This window comes from Arthrobacter sp. SPG23, from assembly GCF_000876655.1.
Classification (GTDB): Bacteria; Actinomycetota; Actinomycetes; order Actinomycetales; family Micrococcaceae; genus Arthrobacter.
Genome location: NZ_JYCN01000026.1, coordinates 317345 through 338738 on the forward strand (window position 1 = coordinate 317345; position 21394 = coordinate 338738).

The following is a 21394-nucleotide window of genomic DNA, read 5'->3' on the forward strand; positions in this document are numbered from 1 at the left end:
GTGCGTCTTCTTTCTATGGGACGGCGGCTAGTGGGCGACGGCGGCTGCGCCGTGTTCGTCGATCAGGGCTCCGGTTTCGAAGCGTTCCAGCGCAAACGGCTTGTTCAGCTTGTGCGGGGCGCCCGTGGCGATGGTGTGGGCGAACGTGAGTCCGGCGGCAGGGGTGGCCTTGAAACCGCCGGTGCCCCAGCCGCAGTTCACGAACATGTTCTCCACCGGGGTGGTGCCCACGATCGGCGAGGCATCCAGCGTGGTGTCCACGATGCCGCCCCAGGTCCGCAGCACGTGGGCCCGGGCAAAGATGGGGAACAGTTCGACGGCGGCTGCCATCTGGTTCTCGATCACGTGGAAGGACCCGCGCTGGCCGTAGCCGTTGTAGGAGTCCACGCCGGCACCCATCACCAGTTCGCCCTTGTGGGCCTGGGAGACGTAGACGTGCACGTGGTTGGACATCACCACGGTGGGGTGGACCGGTTCGTGCAGTTCGGACACCAGTGCCTGGAGCGGGTGGGACTGGATGGGGAGCCGGAAGCCGGCCATTTCCGCCAGGACCGAGCTGTGGCCGGCGGCGCACAGGCCCACCTTCTCGGTGTTGATGGTGCCGCGGTTGGTCTTGACGCCCACCACGCGGTCGCCGTCCTTGAGGAAGCCGGTGACTTCGCAGTTCTGGATGATGTCCACGCCCAGTTCGTCGCACTTGCGGGCGAAGGCCCAGGCCACGTGGTCGTGCTTGGCGATGCCGGCGCGCGGCTGGTAGGTGGCGCCCATGACGGGGTAGCGGATGTTGTCGCTGATGTTCAGGATGGGGCAGAGTTCCTTGACCTGGTCCGGCTCCAGCCATTCAGCGTCCACTCCGTTGAGCTTGTTCGCTCCCACGCGGCGGATGCTTTCGCGGACGTCGCCCAGGGTGTGGGCGAGGTTCATGACGCCGCGCTGGCTGAACAGGAAGTCGTACTCGAGCTCCTCCGGCAGGATTTCCCAGAGCTTCAGGGCGTGCTCGTAGATGGCCGCGCTCTCGTCCCAGAGGTAGTTGGAACGGATGATCGTGGTGTTCCGGGCCATGTTGCCGCCGGCCAGCCAGCCCTTTTCCAGGACGGCGATGTTGGTCATGCCGTGGTTCTTGGCCAGGAAGTAGGCCGTGGCCAGGCCGTGCCCGCCGCCGCCCACAATCACGGCGTCGTAGGAGGACTTGGGCTCCGGGTTGCGCCAGAGGAAATCCGGGTGCTCGGGGAGGAGATCTGCACTCACTGGGCTGCTCCAATCAGGTCTGATTCGAAAGCGGCAATGTCGGTGCCGCCATTGAGGTGGGGGTAGAGGGGGAACTGTTCGGCGAGGGCGGTCACCCGGGCACGGAGTTCGACGACGGTGCTGTCACCGATGGTGCCGTCGGCAGCAGCGGCGATAAGCGCCGTCGCGATGATGTCCGCGACCTCTGCGAATTCGACCGCGCCGAAGCCGCGGGTGGCCAGGGCCGGGGTTCCGATCCGGAGGCCGGAGGAAACCATCGGCGGGCGGGGATCGAACGGTACGGCGTTGCGGTTGACCGTGATGCCGATCCGGTGCAGGGCGTCTTCGGCCTGCTGTCCGTCCAGTTCGGAGTTGCGGAGGTCCACCAGGACCAGGTGCACGTCGGTGCCGCCGTTGACCACGGAGATTCCGGCCGCTGCGACGTCGTCCTGAAGGAGGCGTTCGGCCAGCAGCTTCGAGCCCTGCAGGACGCGTTCCTGGCGTTCCTTGAACTCCGGGGTGCCCGCCAGCTTGAAGGCCACTGCCTTGGCGGCGATGACGTGCTCCAGCGGGCCGCCCTGCTGGCCCGGGAACACGGCGCTGTTGATCTTGCGGGCGTATTCCTCCTTGGCCAGGATGACGCCGCCGCGCGGACCGCCGAGGGTTTTGTGCGTGGTGGTGGTGACGACGTCGGCGTACGGTACCGGGTTGGGGTGCAGTCCGGCTGCCACCAGGCCGGCGAAGTGGGCCATGTCCACCATCAGGTATGCGCCCACCAGGTCCGCGATGCGACGGAACTCGGCGAAGTCGAGCTGGCGGGAGTAGGCCGACCAGCCGGCAACGATCAGCTTGGGGCGGTGCTGCAGGGCCAGCGCTTCGACCTCTGCCATATCGATCCGGAGATCGGATTCACGAACGTGGTACGGAACCACGTTGTAGAGCTTGCCGGAGAAGTTGATGCGCATGCCGTGCGTCAGGTGACCGCCGTGGGCCAGGTCCAGGCCCATGATGGTGTCGCCCGGGTTCAGCAGCGCGAACATGGCGGCGGCGTTGGCCTGGGCGCCGGAGTGCGGCTGGACGTTCGCGAACTCGGCGCCGAACAGCGCCTTCACCCGGTCGATGGCCAGCTGCTCGATCACGTCAACGTGCTCGCAGCCGCCGTAGTAGCGCTTCCCCGGGTAGCCCTCGGCGTACTTGTTGGTCAGGACCGAGCCCTGTGCCTCCATGACTGCGGACGGGGCGAAATTCTCCGAGGCGATCATTTCCAGCGTCGACTGCTGGCGGCCCAGCTCATTGGCGATGGCCTGCTGGACCTCGGGATCGACTGCGGAAAGTCGCTCGTTCAACTGCTCAACCACGGATGCTCCTTTGAAATACCACTATTGCTATGACTGATATATCAGTGTGAGGTCAATGGTATGATTGGGATCACATGAGAGTCAATAGCCGGTGGCAAAGTGGCACTGAGCTTCCGGTTGGGACCGGGCCACTGAGTGGTGAAGACCAGTGGTGAAGGACTGAGTAGCGAAGAACGGAGCGGCACCTTGAATGCACTTCCTGCCCTGCCACCCGCCGAGGACGAAGTACTGTCCCAAGCGGAGGCCGCGTACCGGCAGCTCCGCGACAAACTGATCATGCTGGAGATCAGGCCGGGCGAGCCCATCAATGACGGGCAGCTGGCGGCCGAGCTCGGGTTTGGCCGCACCCCCGTGCGCGAAGCTATTAAGCGGCTTGAGGTGGACCACCTGGTGGTGTCCTATCCGCGCCGGGGAACTTTTGCCACCACCGTGGACTTCACGGAACTGGCCGACGTCTCAGAGGTCCGGGAGCTGCTGGAGCCGCTGGCGGCGCGAAGTGCCGCAACCAGGGCAAATGCCGCCATGCGCCGCGAACTGCTGGACGTCGCCACGATCATCGCGGAGCTTGATCCGAGCCCAGCGGAGTCCCGCGAGCTGATGAAGTATGACCTGACGGTGCACCGGCTGATCTACAAAGCGGCAGCCAACCCGCACCTGGAAGACACCCTGATCCGCTACGACAATCTGGCCACCCGCATCTGGTGCCTGGTCCTGGACAAGGTGCCCTCGGTGAGCGGCCACATCACCGAGCACGTGGAACTGCTCAAGGCGGTGGCCGCCGGGGACGCCGACAAAGCCGGCGAACTGGCCCTGCACCACGTGACGAGCTTTGAAGAGACCATCCGCAAGGTGCTGTAGGCCGCCCCCAACCGGAACGTTCTCTCACTTTTCGCCATGAAAACCAGAGGCGCTCTCTCACTTTCCTCAAGAAAGTGAGAGAGCGCCTCACATAAAACGGCAGGAAGAGAGCGTCCTGCCCTGCTTTCCTGTCCTGTCCTGTCTGCTTCTTAGTGGCCGCCTCCGCCGATCACCCCGGCTTCCACGGCCTTGGTGACGGCGTCGGCCTCGGCCTGCGTCAGCTTGCCGTCGGTGACAGCCTGGTCAAGCCGGGTCTTGAGCTCTGCCGCCCGCCCGGCCTGGCCTGCCGCCCGGATTTCCTCCAGGGCTGCAGTGACCTTGGATTCCTCGACGCCGAGCGAGGCGGCAAGCGATTTGGCCATGGCCGCATCCATGGCGGAACGGTCCGGTTTGGTGCCCTCGGCGGGCGTGGTTCCCTCAGCGGGCTTGTTGGCATCCCGGAACGCCTTGAGGGCGTCGGTCACTTTGGCCTCGTCCACGCCAAGTTTCGTGGCGAGGTCCGAAGCGATCTGGCCGCGGTCGCCGCCCTTGTGCCCGCCGCGCATTCCGTTGTCGGTCCCTGCGGAACCGGTTGCGGGCGCCGTGCTCTCAGCCGATGCGCTGGCACTCGGGGTGGGGGTTTCGGCCGCGGAGGCCATCCCGGTGACTCCCAGTCCGGCGCCGAGCGCCAGTGCCCCGGCCGAAAGGCCAAGCGTGATTCTCTTCATGCGTGACATCTGATGTCTCCTCGATCCGCCGTATGAACGGCTCTTTGGGTAGAACGGCCGGTTTTCACCGTCCTTCACTCAAAGATGCAGCGCCAAGGTAAGTCGCGGCTGTTCGGATCCTGTCGGCAAGCTGTGAATGCGCGCCGGGAGCCCAGGTCGTTCGTCGACGGCGTCCGGAACGGGAAGGTCAGCCGTTCTTCTTCCAGCTCTTGGGCCACCGCATGTTCAGCAGCAGCAAACCCAGCAGGAGCGAGTCCAGCGTCATGATTGCGGCCATGAGGTAGGCCCAGCCGATCATCATGCGTTGTTCACCGCCAACCTGCGGGACGGAGTCGTGGCGGGCATCAATGGTCGCATGACAATCTCCTGACGTGGATCCCCCCAGTCAATCGATAGTCCATCAAGTGTGGCATGGCCTCCGTCCGGACGGAACGGCCCGCACTACTCGAATTTAAGCCGCCCTGACGCACAAGTGGGCGTACCGAACACTGGCGACGCCAGTGTTCGGTACCGACGGCGTCTGCAGCTAAGTTGGTACAGGTCCGGAGACGATTTGGGGGAGTTGAAATGCGATCTTTTTGGGGAAAGGTGAGGCCTTGGTGGCCGGCCGCTGCCGCGGGTGCCGCGTATGTTGCAATGGGTCTCGTCGGGGCGGCTTTGGCAAACACGGCTGAAAGGTCAGCTTGGGCAGTCGCCCTAGTGCTTATGCTGCTGGCTTTGTTTGTCGTTTTTTCTGTCGTGACGCTGATCCGGATTGTCCAGGGCATTGGTAGCCTTCGCAGAAAGGCCGGCTGGTTGACCAAGTCCGAGAAGCAGCAAAGAGCCGCACGTCAGGCATTCAGGGACGGACGCCGGCGGGCAATCGAGCTCAAGGCGCATCTGTTGGCTGGTGGCCTCCCTTTTCCGCTTAGTACTTGGGACGTGATGCTTGAGCCCGATGAAGCACTGATCCTGGATGCCCCGATGACTTATTCTCGCTTCTACGGCACAGACGCGGTCTACAGCCACGTCTCGGGCTTTACCATGGGCCGCCCGGCTTGGGTACTTGCCGCGATGGCAGGGCAGGCAATGGGCAACGCCTCGCGTCGTAATGCCGCCGCGGCCGCGGCCAGTCCGATGTGGCGCGAACACCAGACATCGCGCACGCTCGTCACCGACCGCCGCATCCTCTGCCGCACCAACACCGGGCGGCTGAGCTTCTACTACGCTGGTGTCTCCGTGAGCTATCCCAGCCCGGAGGAGTCAACTCTGGTACTGGAGTTCCACGACGCCCAACCCATTAGCCTGCACGGCTCGGAGGGTGCCTCCCTGTGCGTGCTGGCGACAGCTAGCCTCTACGGTCGCGATGCCCTGGCCCAGCACCCCGCGCTTGAGTCGTTCCGGGAGTTGGAACCTGCCGAGCAAACCGCGGCGGGGCCGTCGACTCGGTAGGTTCCAGTTCCTCGTCAGCCTCGCTAGATGATCGCCGCCCGCAGCTGCTTGGCGGCGAGCGCGGGATCATCCGCACTGTAGATGGAGCCTCCGACGACGGCGACGTCCGCACCGGCACGCTGTACGGCTTCAATGGTGGAGAGGTTCACCCCGCCGGCCACGGAAAACGGCACCCTGGCTTCCTCCCCTGCGCTGAGCAGCACCTTCAGGTTGTAGCCCGGCTTGGCCTGCTCATCGAGGCCGGCGTGGAACTCGATGAACTTGGCGCCGAGCGCGCGGGCTTCCTTGGCGCGGGTAACTTTGTCCGCGACGCCGATCAGGTCAACAACGATGCCCTTGTTGTGGGCCTTCGCTGCCTTGACCGCGCCGGCAATGGTGGAGTCGTCGGCGCTGCCGAGGACGGACACGAGGTCCGCGCCGGCGCTGAAGGCGATCTCGGCCTCCAGCTCACCGGCGTCCATGGTCTTCATGTCCGCGAACACAACCTTGTCCGGGTGGGCGGTCTTGACGGCGGTCACGGCGGACAGCCCGGCGTTCTTCACCAGCGGCGTGCCGAGCTCGATGATGTCAACGTATTCGGCAACCTTGCCGGCCAGCTCGAGGGCTGCTTCGACGGTCAGCACGTCCATGGCGACTTGCAGTTTCACGTGGTGTCTCTTTTCTGGTTGGGGTTGGGGTTGGGTGGAAATTGTGGGTCTACTCGAGGTTCGCGTGCCGCTGCCACAGGTCCTCGGCAGCGGCCGCGTCCTCGTCCCAGAGGCTTTGGAAGACTGCTTCGGCGGTGGTGAACAGCACCTGTTCAAAGAGACTGCCCGAATACTGCCGTGACACGGCCGAGCCGTGGTCCGTCTTCCGGGCGGCCGGGATACGTACGACGGCGGCGGCAACTGCCGCGAGCGGGGAACCGGCGTCGGTGGTGTAGACGGCGACCCGCGCGCCCTGGCGGGCCGCGGTTTCCGCCGCCTTGACGACTCCGGCGGTGGTGCCGGAACCGGAGGCCGCGAGCAGCAGGTCCCCTGCGCTGATGGCCGGCGTGGTGGTCTCACCGACCACGTGCACCGTCAGTCCCAGGTGCATCAGCCGCATGGCCGCCATCTTCAGGACCAGGCCGCTGCGGCCGGCGCCGGTCACGAAGATCCTGCCGGCCAGCCGGAGCTCTGTCACGAGGGCCGCCACCTGCACCGGGTCTACGCGCCCGGACACTTCCCTGATTTCGTCCTGGACCAGGACCCGGTTGCGGACGAAGGCCCGGGACGTATCGGCCAGGGCTGCCGGATCGGTTTCCGCGATGATGCTCATGGGCTGGTTCCTCCTTTACGAAAATTGCTACCTCTCCATCCTTGACCGCCTGTTGGGTGGGCCCAACGCCATGATCGAACGGTCTTTACTACCCAAAGGGATAGGCAGATGCCCGCGGCGCCGTAAACTGGGCGGGTGGAAGCCGCCGATACCGTCCTGCTCGAAGCCATCGCCGCCCTGTCCACCGCCCCGCTGGCCACCATTGCCCAGCGGCTGCGGGAGGCCACGCTCCCCTATCTGGGAAGCAGCGCCCTGGTCATCTTCACCGAGGACTGCACTGGCCGGCCGCAGAAGAAAGCCGGCGACGAGTCGATCATCAGCCGGGTCTCCATCGCCGAACTGGACCGCATCCGGGCATCGCTCTCGGCTGCACGTGGACAGTCGGCGGGTGACGCGGGGTCGGAAGGCCACTGGCAGGGCGAAGCAGTGCTCGGCGGCGAGGCGCACCCGGTCCTTGCGATGTCTTCCCCCAGCAATGCGCTGCTGGTCCTCGCCGATCCGGTACCCGCTCAGGACCCGGACCGCCGCGAAGCAGCGGAACGCATGCTCCGCTACCTGTGGACGCTGGCAGCGGAGCGGATCAGGGAAAAGGTGGCGGACGCGCCGCCGTCGTACCTCATCGAATCCCGCGCGGCATCGGCCGAACGGATAAGGGTGACGGCGGAACTGGTGGACCACCACTCCACCACGCTCGAAACCCTCCTCGCCGCGCTACGGTCGCCCGCACTCAGCCACGACGCCGCGCGGAAGTCCGCCACCGACGTCGCCGCCAGGGCATTGGTGGGGCTCCGCACCCTCAACGACCGCACCACCGAACTCGTGGAGGAACCGGTGGCCACCGCGTTCCAGCGGCTGCGCGAGGACCTGAAACCGCTCATGAACTTCAGCGGCATCGACGTCCAGTTCATCGAGCCGCCCGTCAACGGCCGCGCCCTGCCGGGCGAAGTGGCGCACGCGGCCCGCGCGATCGTCCGCGGGCTGGTCCTTGCCATGGTGGACCAGGCGGGAGTGCGGCGGATCCGGACGCAGTGGGACTGCGACGGCGAGAACCTCCTGGTCAACGTCCGCGACGACGGGCCCGGCGAGCTCTCTGCGGCCGCACCCGCCATGGCCCGCCTCGCCCAGCGGGTGGAAGCCCTCGACGGCGGCATGTCCGTGGATGTGATGCCCGGCTGGGGCGCCGACGTCGCCATCTCACTCCCCCTTGATCCCCCGGCCCGCACCCTGCCCGACGTCACCGACTGGAAGCTCGGGGAGCGCGAACTCGAGGTGCTCCAACTGCTGGCCGCCGGACAGCGGAACCGGGCCATCGCCGCGAAACTGCACATCAGCGAGAACACCGTGAAGTTCCACCTCCGCAACATCTACCGGAAAGTGGGCGCCACCTCCCGCACCGAAGCAATCGCCATGGCGCACAGCAACGGAGTGCGCTAGGTGTAATTCCCACAGCTAGGCCTGGGACCGTACATCAGGATCAGCAGCGAAAGGACTCCGCGGCATGGCAATCGAGGTTCGTCCGGCGACCCGGTTCGAGGACGTAAGGACGATGGTGGGCCCCAAGCGCCCCGACGCGACCGTGTGCTGGTGCCTGAGCTACCGCATCCCCTCCAAACAGAACCTGGCGTTGCGCGGCCCCGAGCGCGGGGAACTGGTCAGGCAGCTGACGGCGCAGGACCCGCCGCCCGGGGTGCTCGCGTACGACGGCGACGAAGTGGTGGGCTGGGCGGCCGTCCATCCGCGCGCCGACACCAGCTTTGCCCGCACCCGCAAGATCCCGCATGTGGACGACCTCGACGTGTGGTCGGTGTGGTGCATCCGGGTGCGGCCCGGTCACCGCGGCGAGGGGATTTCCCATCATTTGTTGCGCGGCGCCGTCGATTTTGCCCGCAGCCATGGCGCCCCGGCCATTGAGGGCTACCCGGTGGACAACCAAGGCAGGAAGGTGGACCTCACCATGGCCTACGTTGGCACGCGAACGCTGTTCGAGCAGGCCGGGTTCACCATGGCCGCCGGCACGGACTCCGTGCTCAACGGCTTTCCCCGCGTGCTGATGCGCCTGCACCTGCCGTGACGTCCGGGCCTTAACGCAATGCCGGTTTCGGCACGCATCTCGGCATAGGATCGAAAGTGTGGAACAAACCGAGAGGACGCTCTAGGCGGCCTTGTGGCGGGTAAGCAAGCCGCAGAAACTACTTGAGGGTATGGATCATGGCTTCGAAGAACGACCCCGAATCCGACATCGACGCGGACTCGAGCCAGCACGGCGGCGTCCAGTCAGTGGACCGCGCCCTTGCGGTCCTGGAGATCCTGGCGCGGGACGGCCATGCGGGCGTGAGCGAAATTGCCGAGGAGATGGGCATCCACAAGTCCACCGTCTCCCGGCTGATGGGTTCACTGGTGGCGAGGGAGATGGTCCACCAGAACAGCGAACGGGGCAAGTACCAGCTGGGCTTCGGCATCCTGAGGCTGGCGAGCTCCATCCCCGGACGGCTCAGCCTGGTCCGTGAAGCCCGGCCTGTGCTGGAAGCGTTGGCCGAGGAATTCAAGGAGACGGTGAACCTGGCCGTCCTGCGCTCCAACTACGCCGTCAACGTGGACCAGGCCATGGGCCCCTCCACGCTCGCCACGTACGACTGGGTGGGCAGCCTGACCCCGCTCCACGCGACGTCGAGCGGGAAAGTGCTGCTCGCGGCGCTGTCTGCGGACGAACGCGACCGCGTCCTGAAGGAGACCGGCCTGGCGGCCCGCACACCCCGGACCATCACCAACCGGAAGGAGCTGGAAACCCAACTCCTTGACGTGGCCCGCGACGGCTACGGCGTGGTCCGCGAAGAGTTCGAAATCGGCCTCAACTCAATGTCCGTGCCGGTGTACAACCACCTCGGCGCGGTGATCGGTGCGGTCAGCATTTCCGGTCCGGCCTTCCGTTTTGACCCGGAAAAAGCACCCGGCCTGCTCGAAGCGCTGAAACAGGCGGGACTGCAGATCAGCGCAAAGATGGGCTACACCCGCCGCTAAGGCATCAGGTCCAGGACGCCCCACGCCGGCAGCGTTCAGAGGTCCTCGTTGAGCCGGTCGGTGAGAATCCGGTTGGCGTTGACCTGCAGGATGCCGAGCGACTCCTGGATCAGGGGTGAGGCGATGCTGCCCCTGCGCACCGCGGCGACAATGCGGCGCGTGGGTTTCGTCTGACCGGTGATGCGTAACCGAACCACGTTTTCGGCACCATGCAAAGGCGCCAGCCGGGGAAGCAGGCCGACGCCCAGGCCCGCTCCCACGAACGCGATGTGGGTTTCCCATTCAACGGCTTCATGGGCAATTCGCGGCGTCACCCCGACTGCCGTGAACGCCGCGGTGAAGAGGGAATGGTACGTGGAACCGGCGGCCTCCGTAATCCAAGGTTCCGATGCCAGCTCTTCAAGCGTGGCTGTTTGGCGTGATGCCAGCGGATGGTCACCGGGAATGATCACGTCCAGTGGATCGTCGAGCAGAACTCTCTGCTCGAAGCGCGGATCGTCCTCACCATAACTGTCGGACTGCATGGCGACGATAACTGCAAGGTCGATTCGTTCCGCAATCAACAAGTCGAAGCAGCGGGCCGGTTCAGCCTCAAGAACCTGCACCTCCAGCAGGGGGCGGGTTGAGCGCAGGGTGGCGGCCAGCGGCGCGAGCAACTGGGCGGCTGCAGAGGAGAATCCCCCAAGCCCAAATCGGGACTGCACCTGGTCGCCAGCATCCATGGCTGCGGCGCGCAGGTTCTCCCATTGGGCAATGAGGGGATCCGAGCCCGCCACCAGAAAGCGTCCCGTGGCGGTAAGCCGCAGGCCCCGGCCGTCCTTCGTCAGCAGCTGCATTCCAAGCACCCGCTGGAGCTCCCGCAATTGCGCGGAGACGGCAGAGGGAGAATAGCCCGTGAGCTCCGCGGTTGCGCCAATAGTGCCGCACCGGGCAAACACCCGAAGTGTTATGAGCCGTGGATCAATCATGCATCTATTCTGCATGGTTATCTTCAAAATCTTGCGCTTTTGTTGCAGCTCCTGTGACCCTAATCTCATCATTACAAGTACTTCGACCATGCCGTTAACCCCCGCCCACGCATGGCCGCCGCAACACCCACTACCCATGCCTCCCGGGAGGAAACCCATGACTGCTTCAGTGAACGCCCCCCTCAATTCACGCGGAAAGCTCGCTGCATCCTTGCCGGCCGAGCAGCTGGCGGAAATTACCGCGTTGTTTGAGTTCCGGCGCACCGGCTACTCCCTCGATGCCCCGTTCTACACCGATCGCTCGATCTTCAACATCGACATGGAGGCCATTTTCGGCCAGCTCTGGATCTTTGCCGCCAGCACCGCCGAACTGCCGGAGCCGGGCGACTACGTCACCGTCGACTACGGGCCCTACTCCCTGATTGTGCTGCGCAACGACGATGGCGCCGTGAACGTCCTGCACAACGTATGCCGCCACCGCGGCGCCCGCGTTCTCACCGAAGCTGCCGGGTCAACCGGAAACCTGGTCTGCGGCTACCACTCCTGGACCTACTCCCCGGAGGGCAATTTGATCCATGCCTCCGCGCCGGGGGAAACGAAGTTCGACAAGAGCTGCTTCGGCCTCAAGCGCGCCCACGGCCGCGAGGTCGCCGGACTTATCTTCGTCTGCATTGCCGATGATGCGCCGACGGACTTCGACGAAACCGCAAAGATCTTTGAGCCCTACCTGGCGCCTCACGATCTCTCGAAGACAAAAATCGCCTACCAGCAGAACATCATCGAAGAGGGCAACTGGAAGCTCGTCATGGAGAACAACCGTGAGTGCTACCACTGCGACGGCCACCCTGAGCTCGCCTGCTCCCTCTTCCCCACCTGGGGCCTGACGGAGGGCCTGATTCCGCCCCATCTTGAGGAAGCGTGGAACCGGAACAAGGAGGCTCAGTCCTCCCTCGAGGAGCGTTGCCGCCGCTACGGCCTTCCCCACGAGGTGGTCGAGCAGCTTGACACGCGTATCGCGGGAATCCGTATCTCACGGGAATCACTCGATGGAGAGGGTGAGTCGTTCTCCGCGGACGGGCGGAGGCTTTCCAAGAAGCTGCTGGGTGATTTGCCCGACTTCCGCCTTGGCCGCTGCTCGATGCACCTGCAGCCCAACAGCTGGTTCCATTTCCTTGGCGACCACGTCATCACGTTCGGCGTCTTTCCCATCAACGAACACCAGAGCCTCGTACGCACCACCTGGCTGGTGGCTGACGACGCCGTGGAAGGCGTCGACTACGACCTGGAGGAGCTCACCTACACCTGGAAGCAAACGAACCTGCAGGACAAGGCGTTCGTGGAGCTGTGCCAGCAGGGTGCCGGCAGTCCCGCCTACGAGCCCGGTCCGTACATGAAGAGCGAATACCAGGTCGAGGCATTCATCAACTGGTACGTGCAGCGCGTGCAGGAGCACTTGGCATGATTGAACTCCTCACTGAAACGGCAATCCAGGAACCACAGCGTATTCGCGGTCTTGAGATGCCGTGGAACAGGGTGATGGGAAGCCCCGAGGCACCCGCACGGGCAGCCCGGGCGTTGGGCCCATGGCATCCGCAGGAGTTCATGGCCGAATGCGTCGAGACCGTTCCCGAGGCCGGCGCCATGATGACCTTCGTGTTCCGCCGATGCGACGGCGCACCCCTGGCGTTCCGTGCCGGCCAGTACGTGAACGTCGCATTTCCTGTGAATGGCGAGGACCAGGAACCGGTGGACCGCAGCTACTCGCTGTCCAGTTCGCCCACCGAGCCGTGGACTTTCAGTATTACCGTCAAGCGCGACCCCACGGGATTGGCCTCACCCTGGGTGCACGAGAACGTCAAACCCGGCACCGTTCTTGAGATGCTGGGACCGGTGGGAGCATTCCACCTGCCCGATGCCGACCGACGGGCACGGTATCTCCTGCTTGCCGCCGGCGCAGGCATCACCCCCATCATGTCCATGGTGCGGACCATCCATTCCCTGCCCGGACACGCCGATGTTGTGGTGCTCTACCACGGCTCGGATGCTGGAGGCTTTGCCTTCCACCGGGAACTGGCCTATATCGCCTCCGTGGACTCGCGCGTCAAGGTCCACTACTCCCTGGGCGACCGCAGCGTACCGGAGGGGTGGGAAGGGCTCAGCGGAAGGCTGACGGCGGCCATGCTCGAGGAGGTGGCCCCCGATGCCAACGGCCGCCAGGTGTACGCATGCGGTCCCGAGGGTTACCTGAACACCGCCGCCGAGCTCCTCCAAAAGGTCGGCGTCGATGACACTTCCATATTCATGGAGTTCTTCTCGGGAGACCGCCAGACGCTCCTTGAATACCAGGCGGAGGTGGCACTTGCAGCCGACGTCGCGGAGGAGATCGCCGAGGAGATCGCCGAATCCGCCGAGGACTACTTCGAAAGCCAGCCCGCCGCATTCGGGCTCTACGAGCCTGGCTACGACGCCGACGGGACTCTGCAGGCCTCGGGGCTGCCGCTGGAAATCAGCGACCCGGAGGCCCCCGGCTCCGACCCCGCCGTCGACAGCCCGGGCCTGGAGCCGGAAGCCGGTTCACCTGACGCCTCGAGCTTCGGCACGGTGGGGACAGGCAGCCTCACCATGTCCTTCATGCGTACCGGCATCAATGTCCGGATCGATCCCACCGAGCGCATCCTCGAGGTGGCCCAGCGTGCGGGCGTCAGGATTGGCGCGAACTGCAAGGAAGGCATGTGCGGCTCCTGCAAGGTCGTCAAGCTCTCAGGGGAGATCGAGATGAACCACCAGGGAGGGATCCGGGCGCGGGAAATCTCGGCGGGCAAGTTCCTGCCCTGCTGCTCCACGGCGCAGACGGACCTGGTTATCGATGCCTAGCCCCTGCCCCGGTCCACCGTCAAGGCGCAGCCGGATTCCCTGAAACAGGGCTTAAGACTTCAGAAAAACCTTGACACGTGACAGTGATACGGACCACTCTGTTGCTTATGGCGAGACGTGTTGCTCTTTACGGAACAACCGCCGCGATGAAAGCAGAGCTGGCCTTGAACAATGAATGCCAGGAAGGCCCCGATCTTCCGCCCGGTTTGGGGACGCCGGAGTACAGCTTCAGCCCATGAATTCAAACCAAAGGACTTGACATGGCTTTGAACAGCGACATCCGCACGGATGCCCAACCCCCCGTTGAGCTGGAGGAGCCCAAGCTCGTTCCTGCACCCGAGAACTCTCCTTCCTCCCACGATTCCCACGATTCACACGATGCCGAGGACACCGAACAGATCATGCAGGAACTCCGCCAGACCAAAGCCGAGCAGGCTGTGGCAGAGCGGCGGAACCGCAAACTCACCCTCGACAAGGCCACCTTCGGCATCACCGGGGTCCTGGCCCTGGCCTTCGTGGCGTGGGGCTTCCTGGGCCGGGACAGCCTGGCCGCCACGTCAACAGCCGCCCTCGACTGGGTAATGGAGTACACCGGCTGGCTCTTTATGGTCCTGGCCTCGCTGTTCGTTGTTTTTGTGCTCTGGCTGGCCCTGGGCAAGTGGGGCAACATTCCCCTCGGCAAGGACGGCGAGAAGCCCGAGTTCCGGACCGTGTCATGGATTGCCATGATGTTTGCGGCCGGCATGGGCATCGGCCTGATGTTCTACGGTGTGGCCGAGCCGCTGTACCACTACATCTCCCCGCCGCCGGGAACGGTGGACGGACGGACGCCGGCAGCCATCCAGACGGCCATGGCAACCTCCATCTTCCACTGGACCCTGCACCCCTGGGCAATGTACGCCGTCGTCGGCATCGCCATGGCCTACGGCACCTACCGCCTGGGCCGCCGCCAGCTGATCTCGGCAGCGTTCACGTCGCTGTTCGGCATCAGGACGGTGGAAGGGCCGGTGGGCAAGTTCATCAACATCCTGGCGATCTTCGCCACGCTCTTCGGCACGGCCGCTTCCCTGGGCCTCGGCGCCCTCCAGATCGGCAGCGGCCTGACGTCGAACGGCTGGATCGGGGAAGTGGGAACACCCATCCTGGTGGCCATCGTTGCCGTCCTGACAGCCTGCTTCGTGGCCTCGGCGGTGTCCGGCATCAGCCGCGGCATCCAGTGGCTGTCCAACATCAACATGGTCCTGGCCGTGATCCTGGCGCTCATCGTTTTCCTCGCCGGGCCCACACTGTTTATCCTCAACCTCATTCCCGCAGCAGTCGGTGACTACGCCAGGGACCTGGCCGAGATGTCCTCCCGCACCGAAGCCGTGGGCGACGAGGCGCTCCGGACCTGGATGTCCGGCTGGACCATCTTCTACTGGGCCTGGTGGGTGTCGTGGACGCCGTTTGTGGGCATGTTCATCGCCCGCATCAGCCGCGGCCGCACCATCCGCCAGTTCGTCACCGGCGTCCTGCTGGTCCCCAGCATCGTCAGCGTCATCTGGTTCGGTATCTTCGGCGGCACTGCGTTCCACGTCCAGGAGGAAGCGGACAAGGCGGGTACCCCCGGACTGGTGTCCATGGCCAGCGGGTCACCGTCCATCGACTTCGACGGCGCCCTGTTCGACCTCGTCCGGAACATGTCCATGCCTGCCTGGCTCACCGCAGCAGTGGTGGTTCTCGCCATGGTCCTGGTGGCCATCTTCTTCATCACCGGAGCCGATTCCGCATCGATCATCATGGCATCCCTGAGCTCCAACGGGTCCTCCGACCCGAAGCGCGGCCTGGTCATCTTCTGGGGCCTGCTCACCGGCGCAGTAGCCGCCGTCATGATGCTGGCCGGCGGTGATGAACCCTCGGAGGCGCTCTCCGGCCTCCAGCGGATCACCATCGTGGCGGCCCTGCCGTTTGTGCTGGTCATGCTGCTGCTGTGCTTCGCCCTGGTCAAGGACCTGCGCCGGGATCCGCTGTCCCTCCGGCGCCGACTGGCGGACTCCGTAGTGGAGCGCGCCATTCGCAGCGGCGTGGACCAGCACGGCGGCGTGCAGTTCGATCTCGTTACCAAGCATCAATGTGATCAGCGCTGTCCGGACGACGGCCGCTGCGCGGCTTCCCCCGCTGACACCCAAGCCCCTGCAAAGAATTAGGAGTAGACCATGACCACAGTCCTCGAAGGCCGCCCCACCGGTAACGCGACGGTGGAGGCCGGCGACGTTGCCGGCGTCCGCGGCACCGACACCGTACAGTATGTCCTCACCCTTGCGTGCCCGGAGCGCCCCGGAATCGTCCGGGCCATCACAGCATTCCTCGCTGATCGCGGCTTCGACATTGTTGAACACCAGCAGTTCGATGACCACATCAGCGGCAAGCTCTACCTGCGCACGGCGTTCACTCCGGGAGACAAGGAAGTTTCCGCGGAAGGCCTCAGCGCGGAGTTCGCCGCCATCGCCGATGAGTTCGACATGGAATTCGCCATCCACGATGGCCGCCCCCAGCGCCTGCTGGTGATGGTTTCAAAGTTCGGCCACTGCCTCAACGACCTCATCTTCCGCTGGCGCGCCGGCAGCCTGGGTGCGGAGATCGCCGTCGTGGTGTCCAACCACGAGGACCTTCGCCCCATGGCGGAAGCCGCCGGCCTGCAGTTCATCCACGTCCCGGTAACGGCCGCTACCAAGCCCGAAGCTGAAGCGCGCCTGCTGGAACTGGTGGCCGAGTACAACGCGGACCTGGTGGTCCTTGCACGCTACATGCAGGTCCTGTCCAACGACCTGTGCGCCAGCCTCCGCGGCCGTGCCATCAACATCCACCATTCTTTCCTGCCCGGGTTCAAGGGTGCCAAGCCGTACCACCAGGCCTATGACCGCGGCGTGAAGCTCATCGGAGCCACCGCGCACTACGTCACCGCAGACCTGGACGAGGGCCCGATCATCGAGCAGGAAGTGTTCCGGGTGGACCACAGCCTGGACCCGAACGCACTGGTCACGGTAGGCAGGGACGCCGAATCCCAGGCACTGTCCCGTGCAGTTAAGTGGCACTGCCAGCACCGGGTCCTGCTCAACAACACCCGCACCGTCGTCTTCCGCTAACGCCAACGCCTCTTACGCAAAAACAGGAGAAACAACCCATGAGCGCATCACCACGCGTTGTCATTATCGGCGCCGGCATTGTCGGAACCAACCTTGCCGACGAACTCGCCACCCGCGGCTGGACCAACATCACGGTGGTGGAACAGGGCCCGCTGGAACTTGCCGGCGGCTCCACGTCGCACGCGCCGGGCCTGGTGTTCCAGAACAACCCGTCACGGACCATGACCGAATTCGCCACCTACACGGTCAACAAGTTCCTCTCCCTGAGCAAGGACGGTGAGTCCTGCTTCAACCAGGTGGGCGGCCTGGAACTGGCCACCACCCCCGAGCGCCTGGCCGACCTCAAGCGCAAGATGGGGGTGATGACCTCCTGGGGAGTCGAAAGCCGGATCGTCGACGCTGATGAATGCGAAAAGATCTACCCGCTCTTGAACACCGGTAAGCTCACCGGCGGCCGCGAGGTCCTGGGCGGCCTGCTCATCCCCACGGACGGGCTGGCCCTGGCTGCCCGTGCCGTGCAGCTGCTGATCGAGCGTTCCCGCGAGCGCGGCGTGACCTACCTCGGCTCCACCGCCGTGACCGGCATAGAACAGGCCGGCGGTAAGGTCACCGGCGTCGAAACGGCCGACGGCGTGATCCCGGCGGACATCGTGGTGTCATGCGCAGGTTTCTGGGGCCGTGAACTCGGCAAGATGGTGGGCCTGGAAGTCCCGTTGCTGCCGCTGGCCCACCAGTACGCCGTCAGCACCCCGCTGCCCGAACTCGAGGGCGTCAACGAGCTCCCCAAGGGCGCCAGCAAGCCCATCCTGCGCTACCAGGACAAGGACCTGTACTACCGCGAATGGGGCGACCGCATCGGCATCGGCAGCTACGCCCACCGCCCCATGCCGGCGGACATGTCCGCCCTGCCGAAGGTCTCCGCAGAGGAAATGTCGGACCACCGCATGCCCTCCCGCCTGGAGTTCACCCTGGAAGACTTCCTGCCCGCTTGGGAGGACAGCCAGGACCTGCTGCCGGCACTGCGTAGCTCCGAGATCCAGGACGGCTTCAACGGCATCTTCTCCTTCACCCCTGACGGCGGCCCGCTCATGGGCGAGGCGCCCGACCTCGAAGGCCTGTTCGTGGCCGAAGCCGTCTGGGTCACGCACTCGGCCGGCGTGGCCAAGGCCATGGCGGAGCTGCTCGTCGAGGGCCGTTCCCGCACCGACCTGCACGGCTGCGAGCTCACCCGTTTCGAAAAGGTGCAGACCTCTGACGCCTACGTCAGCGAAACGTCCCAGCAGAACTTCGTGGAGATCTACGACGTGATGCACCCGCTGCAGCCCAGGGAATCCCCGCGGGACCTTCGGGTCAGCCCGTTCAACGTCCGGCAGAAGGAGCTGGGTGCATTCTTCCTGGAGTCCGCCGGCTGGGAGCGGCCGCACTGGTTCGAGGCCAACCGCGTCCTGCTCGAGGAGCTTCCCACAGAATGGCAGGCGCCGGAGCGGGACGAGTGGTCCGCCATGTTCTCGTCCCCCATCTCGGCGGCCGAAGCGTGGAAGACGCGCACCGCCGTCGGACTTTTCGACATGACGCCGCTGAAGCGGCTGTCCGTTGTGGGGCCTGGGGCCCAGGCTCTGCTGCACCGGCTCAGCACCGGCAACATCGCCAAGAAGCCCGGCGCCGTCACGTACTGCCTGCTGCTGGAGCACGACGGCGGCATCCGCAGCGACGTGACCGTCGCCCGGCTCGCTGAGGAACAGTTCCAGCTTGGCGTGAACAGCAATGTGGACTTCGACTACCTCCGGGTCGAGGCCCGGAAGCAGTCCGCCGCGGATCCGGCCCGGTGGGTGCACGTCTCGGACATCACCGGCAGCACCTGCTGCATCGGGCTCTGGGGGCCGCTGGCACGCGAGGTGATCGGCAAGCTCAGCACGGACGACCTCTCCAACGAGGGCCTGAAGTACTTCCGCACCAAGGAAATCTCGGTGGGCGGGATCCCCGTCACAGCCATGCGGCTCTCCTACGTCGGTGAGCTCGGCTGGGAGCTGTACACCACCGCCGAGTACGGGCTGAAGCTGTGGGACCTGCTGTTCGAGGCCGGCCGGGAACACGGCATCGTCGCGGCCGGGCGCGGCGCGTTCAACAGCATGCGGCTGGAGAAGGGCTACCGGCTGTGGGGTACGGACATGACGTCCGAGCACCACCCGTACCAGGCCGGCCTGGGCTTCTCGATCGCCAAGGACAAGACCGGGTTCGTGGGTTGTGAGGCCCTCGCCGCGCGGAAGGAACAGGCCGCGGACAAGGTGCTGCGGTGCCTGACCGTGGACGACGGCACGTCCCTGGTCCTGGGCAAGGAGCCGGTGTACGTCAACGGCGAAGCTGCCGGATACGTCACCAGCGCCGCCTACGGCTACTCGGTCCACAAACCCCTTGCGTACGCCTGGCTGCCTGCGTCGGTGTCCGAGGGCGACGCCGTGGAGGTCGAGTACTTCGGGCGGCGCATCGCGGCCACCGTCTCGGCCGAGCCACTGTTCGACCCCGGCATGGAGCGGCTGCGGGGCTGACGGCCGGCGGCCGGCGGCCGTCCTGACCCTCTTTTACGCCGGAACGACGGCGACACACCGGTGAGCCCGGAGTGTCGCCGTCGTTCTCGGTTTAAATCGGGTCAGGAGGGCTTGCGGAAAAGTGCTTAGCCCGCCGCGTAGGCGTCCGTTTCGCGCTGCAGGCGCCGGGTGATCAGCTCCACCCGCCGGGACATCAGGGTGCCCACCTGGAGCCGGTCGCCGGGCCAGCTGGAAGCCTCCCGTGAGTCCTCGAGCGCTTTGGCCAGGGCCCGGGAAAGGTAATAGACCTTCCAGGCGTGCTTCGCGTAGTGGATGGCCCGCCTCTTGTACCCGGGGGCTTCCCGCACCAGTCCGACGGCGGCCCGCGCCAGGGCTTCACCCAGCAGTTTTTCCCCGCTTTGAATTCTTTGCATGCGGACCTTCACCATCCCCGGTGCGCAAACTGACTCGTACTTGACCGTTCCCTTCGAGTGTGGCGAACGTAGCTCAGCGTCAGGTCAAAGAAATGCAAGGATTTGCTCAAGGTCCGGCCAGGGAGCTGACCGAGTATGTTGGGAAGCTGAGGAAAGGTGGATCACCATGACGGAGCCGAACTGGGTCCAACACGCTATCTGGTGGCAGGTCTACCCGATCGGCTTCGTCGGTGCCGAGCAGACTGCCGCGGAGCTAGCGTCCAAGGAGCAGGGCCGGCCGGTGGTGCACCGGCTGGGCCAGCTGGTTCCCTGGCTGGACTACGTGGTGGAACTCGGAGCTTCCGGTCTCGCGCTGGGGCCTGTCTTCGCCTCGGAGACCCACGGCTACGACACCACGGACTACTTCCGCATCGACCCCCGGCTGGGCGACGACGCGGACTTTGACGAGCTCATCGCCCAGTGCCACGCCCGTGGACTGAAGGTCCTGCTCGACGGCGTCTTCAATCACGTGGGGCGCAGCTTCGGGGCGTTCCAGGCTGTGCTCAGCGACGGCCCGGAAGCCCCGTCCGCGTCGTGGTTCCGCCTTCGGTGGCCGGACTCCGGATGGACGCCGGGGACCGAGCCTGGCTACGAGGATTTCGAGGGCCACCATCATCTGGTGGCGCTCAACCACGACGAACCGGGAGTCGCCGCCCTGGTCACGGACGTGATGAAGCACTGGCTGGCCCGGGGAGCGGACGGCTGGCGGCTGGACGCGGCGTACGCTGTGCCGCCGTCGTTCTGGGCCCCGGTGCTGGCGGAGGTGCGCCGCGACTATCCGGCCTCCTACTTCGTGGGCGAGTACATCCACGGCGACTTCGCCGGCGAAGTGGAGCGGAGCAGCCTGGACTCGGTCACGCAGTACGAACTGTGGAAGGCCGTCTGGAGTTCACTCAACGACGCCAACTTCTACGAACTCGCGTCCGCGCTCGAGCGGCACAACGGGTTCCTGGACACCTTCGTGCCGCTCACCTTCGTAGGCAACCACGACGTCACCCGCCTGGCCAGCAAGCTGGCGAACCCGGACCAGCTGGCGCTGGCGCTCACCGTCCTGATGACCGTGGGCGGGACACCGTGCATCTACTACGGCGATGAGCAGGCCTTCCGCGGCATCAAGGAGGACCGCGCCGGCGGAGATGACGCGGTCCGTCCGGCGTTTCCGGCCGGCCCCGCAGACCTGGCGGGCACCGGCTGGCCGGTCTACCACCTGCACCAGGAACTGATCAGCCTCCGACGGCGCCACGCCTGGCTGCACCGGGCCCGCACCACGGTCCTGACGCTCACCAACGAGCACCTGGTCTACCAGGTCCGGGCCGACGGCGGCGCAGGGGACGCCAGCGCGCTGACGGGCGGCGGTGGAGCCGAGGGCGGCGCGCTGACGGTCGCGCTGAACCTTTCCGGCACGCCTGCGGACCTGCCAGTGCCGGCAGGGTCGGGCACGCTCGTGGCCGGGCGGGCCCACCGGCATCCGGAACGGGACGCCGTGGCCCTGCCCGGCTACGGGTGGGCGGTGCTCGGAGGCAGCTAGCCG

Annotated in this window: 18 protein-coding genes; 11 read left to right on the forward strand and 7 right to left on the reverse strand. The window is 65.6% G+C overall.

The features are described 5' to 3' along the window. Positions 1-27 precede the first annotated feature (27 nt). Together TV39_RS18680 and glyA are read right to left on the reverse strand one after the other, a co-directional pair. Complete coding sequence (locus TV39_RS18680; protein ID WP_043484505.1) at positions 28-1248, reverse strand: sarcosine oxidase subunit beta family protein; 1221 nt, start codon at positions 1246-1248, stop codon at positions 28-30. Continuing rightward, positions 1245-2585 carry a serine hydroxymethyltransferase gene (gene glyA, locus TV39_RS18685; RefSeq protein WP_043484506.1) on the reverse strand — a complete coding sequence of 447 codons (1341 nt, stop codon included), beginning with the start codon at positions 2583-2585 and terminating at the stop codon, positions 1245-1247. The genes TV39_RS18680 and glyA overlap by 4 nt, the downstream gene beginning before the upstream one ends. Before the next feature lie 186 nt (positions 2586-2771). Between glyA and TV39_RS18690 the strand changes: the two genes are divergently transcribed. After that, positions 2772-3443, forward strand: coding sequence for a GntR family transcriptional regulator (locus TV39_RS18690; RefSeq protein ID WP_043484508.1), 672 nt, complete (start codon positions 2772-2774; stop codon positions 3441-3443). 149 nt (positions 3444-3592) lie between these two features. Here the strand turns inward: TV39_RS18690 and TV39_RS18695 are convergent, their stop codons facing one another. Next, positions 3593-4159 carry a hypothetical protein gene (locus TV39_RS18695; protein ID WP_043484510.1) on the reverse strand — a complete coding sequence of 189 codons (567 nt, stop codon included), beginning with the start codon at positions 4157-4159 and terminating at the stop codon, positions 3593-3595. Between the two features lie 708 nt (positions 4160-4867). Here TV39_RS18695 and TV39_RS21470 point away from each other — a divergent pair. Next, positions 4868-5581 (forward strand): hypothetical protein, encoded by a 714-nt coding sequence (locus TV39_RS21470; RefSeq protein WP_144406468.1) that lies wholly within the window; start codon positions 4868-4870, stop codon positions 5579-5581. Between the two features lie 23 nt (positions 5582-5604). Here TV39_RS21470 and hxlA read toward each other — a convergent pair whose 3' ends face one another. Both hxlA and hxlB read right to left on the reverse strand, forming a co-directional pair. Further along, the gene (hxlA, locus tag TV39_RS18705) at positions 5605-6228 is read right to left on the reverse strand and encodes a 3-hexulose-6-phosphate synthase (protein WP_043484511.1); all 624 of its coding nucleotides are present in this window, start codon (positions 6226-6228) and stop codon (positions 5605-5607) included. 49 nt (positions 6229-6277) lie between these two features. After that, positions 6278-6880 (reverse strand): 6-phospho-3-hexuloisomerase, encoded by a 603-nt coding sequence (hxlB, locus tag TV39_RS18710; protein WP_043484513.1) that lies wholly within the window; start codon positions 6878-6880, stop codon positions 6278-6280. A 135-nt stretch (positions 6881-7015) separates the two neighbouring features. On the opposite strand from hxlB, the gene TV39_RS18715 reads away from it, so the two are divergent. The 3 genes from TV39_RS18715 to TV39_RS18725 all read left to right on the forward strand — a co-directional run bounded on the left by TV39_RS18715 (position 7016) and on the right by TV39_RS18725 (position 9898). Then, positions 7016-8314 carry a helix-turn-helix transcriptional regulator gene (locus TV39_RS18715; protein WP_043484516.1) on the forward strand — a complete coding sequence of 433 codons (1299 nt, stop codon included), beginning with the start codon at positions 7016-7018 and terminating at the stop codon, positions 8312-8314. Positions 8315-8378: 64 nt separating this feature from the next. Then, complete coding sequence (locus tag TV39_RS18720; RefSeq protein ID WP_043484518.1) at positions 8379-8951, forward strand: GNAT family N-acetyltransferase; 573 nt, start codon at positions 8379-8381, stop codon at positions 8949-8951. A gap of 137 nt (positions 8952-9088) precedes the next feature. Next, entirely contained in the window at positions 9089-9898 is an 810-nt protein-coding gene (locus tag TV39_RS18725) for an IclR family transcriptional regulator (RefSeq protein ID WP_043484520.1), read from the forward strand. A 35-nt stretch (positions 9899-9933) separates the two neighbouring features. On the opposite strand, the gene TV39_RS18730 is transcribed toward TV39_RS18725, so the two are convergent. Further along, positions 9934-10866 (reverse strand): LysR family transcriptional regulator, encoded by a 933-nt coding sequence (locus TV39_RS18730; RefSeq protein WP_043484522.1) that lies wholly within the window; start codon positions 10864-10866, stop codon positions 9934-9936. 157 nt (positions 10867-11023) lie between these two features. Between TV39_RS18730 and TV39_RS18735 the strand changes: the two genes are divergently transcribed. From TV39_RS18735 to TV39_RS18755, 5 genes are all read left to right on the forward strand, one after another. After that, entirely contained in the window at positions 11024-12328 is a 1305-nt protein-coding gene (locus TV39_RS18735) for an aromatic ring-hydroxylating oxygenase subunit alpha (RefSeq protein ID WP_043484525.1), read from the forward strand. Further along, positions 12325-13740 (forward strand): ferredoxin reductase, encoded by a 1416-nt coding sequence (locus TV39_RS18740; protein WP_043484527.1) that lies wholly within the window; start codon positions 12325-12327, stop codon positions 13738-13740. The genes TV39_RS18735 and TV39_RS18740 overlap by 4 nt, the downstream gene beginning before the upstream one ends. A 260-nt stretch (positions 13741-14000) precedes the next feature. Continuing rightward, entirely contained in the window at positions 14001-15926 is a 1926-nt protein-coding gene (locus TV39_RS18745) for a BCCT family transporter (RefSeq protein WP_043484529.1), read from the forward strand. Positions 15927-15935: 9 nt separating this feature from the next. Beyond that, complete coding sequence (gene purU, locus TV39_RS18750) at positions 15936-16865, forward strand: formyltetrahydrofolate deformylase (protein WP_082049880.1); 930 nt, start codon at positions 15936-15938, stop codon at positions 16863-16865. Between the two features lie 38 nt (positions 16866-16903). Continuing rightward, positions 16904-19411, forward strand: a complete 2508-nt coding sequence (locus TV39_RS18755; protein WP_043484532.1) for a GcvT family protein — start codon at positions 16904-16906, stop codon at positions 19409-19411. A 125-nt stretch (positions 19412-19536) separates the two neighbouring features. On the opposite strand, the gene TV39_RS18760 is transcribed toward TV39_RS18755, so the two are convergent. Further along, positions 19537-19824: a hypothetical protein gene (locus TV39_RS18760; protein ID WP_144406469.1), complete on the reverse strand. Its 288-nt coding sequence runs from the start codon at positions 19822-19824 to the stop codon at positions 19537-19539. 166 nt (positions 19825-19990) lie between these two features. On the opposite strand from TV39_RS18760, the gene TV39_RS18765 reads away from it, so the two are divergent. Then, on the forward strand, positions 19991-21391 hold the full coding sequence (locus TV39_RS18765) for an alpha-amylase family protein (protein ID WP_043484534.1): 1401 nt from the start codon (positions 19991-19993) through the stop codon (positions 21389-21391). The last annotated feature ends 3 nt before the right edge of the window (positions 21392-21394 follow it).

Excerpts from the sequence above, each read along its gene's own strand:
- TV39_RS18695 (WP_043484510.1), bottom strand. The coding sequence starts at position 4,159 with ATGTCACGCATGAAGAGAATCACGCTTGGCCTTTCGGCCGGGGCACTG.
- hxlB (WP_043484513.1), bottom strand. The coding sequence starts at position 6,880 with ATGAGCATCATCGCGGAAACCGATCCGGCAGCCCTGGCCGATACGTCC.
- TV39_RS18720 (WP_043484518.1), top strand. The coding sequence starts at position 8,379 with ATGGCAATCGAGGTTCGTCCGGCGACCCGGTTCGAGGACGTAAGGACG.
- TV39_RS18725 (WP_043484520.1), top strand. The coding sequence starts at position 9,089 with ATGGCTTCGAAGAACGACCCCGAATCCGACATCGACGCGGACTCGAGC.
- TV39_RS18730 (WP_043484522.1), bottom strand. The coding sequence starts at position 10,866 with ATGATTGATCCACGGCTCATAACACTTCGGGTGTTTGCCCGGTGCGGC.
- TV39_RS18735 (WP_043484525.1), top strand. The coding sequence starts at position 11,024 with ATGACTGCTTCAGTGAACGCCCCCCTCAATTCACGCGGAAAGCTCGCT.
- TV39_RS18740 (WP_043484527.1), top strand. The coding sequence starts at position 12,325 with ATGATTGAACTCCTCACTGAAACGGCAATCCAGGAACCACAGCGTATT.
- TV39_RS18745 (WP_043484529.1), top strand. The coding sequence starts at position 14,001 with ATGGCTTTGAACAGCGACATCCGCACGGATGCCCAACCCCCCGTTGAG.
- purU (WP_082049880.1), top strand. The coding sequence starts at position 15,936 with ATGACCACAGTCCTCGAAGGCCGCCCCACCGGTAACGCGACGGTGGAG.
- TV39_RS18755 (WP_043484532.1), top strand. The coding sequence starts at position 16,904 with ATGAGCGCATCACCACGCGTTGTCATTATCGGCGCCGGCATTGTCGGA.
- TV39_RS18760 (WP_144406469.1), bottom strand. The coding sequence starts at position 19,824 with ATGCAAAGAATTCAAAGCGGGGAAAAACTGCTGGGTGAAGCCCTGGCG.
- TV39_RS18765 (WP_043484534.1), top strand. The coding sequence starts at position 19,991 with ATGACGGAGCCGAACTGGGTCCAACACGCTATCTGGTGGCAGGTCTAC.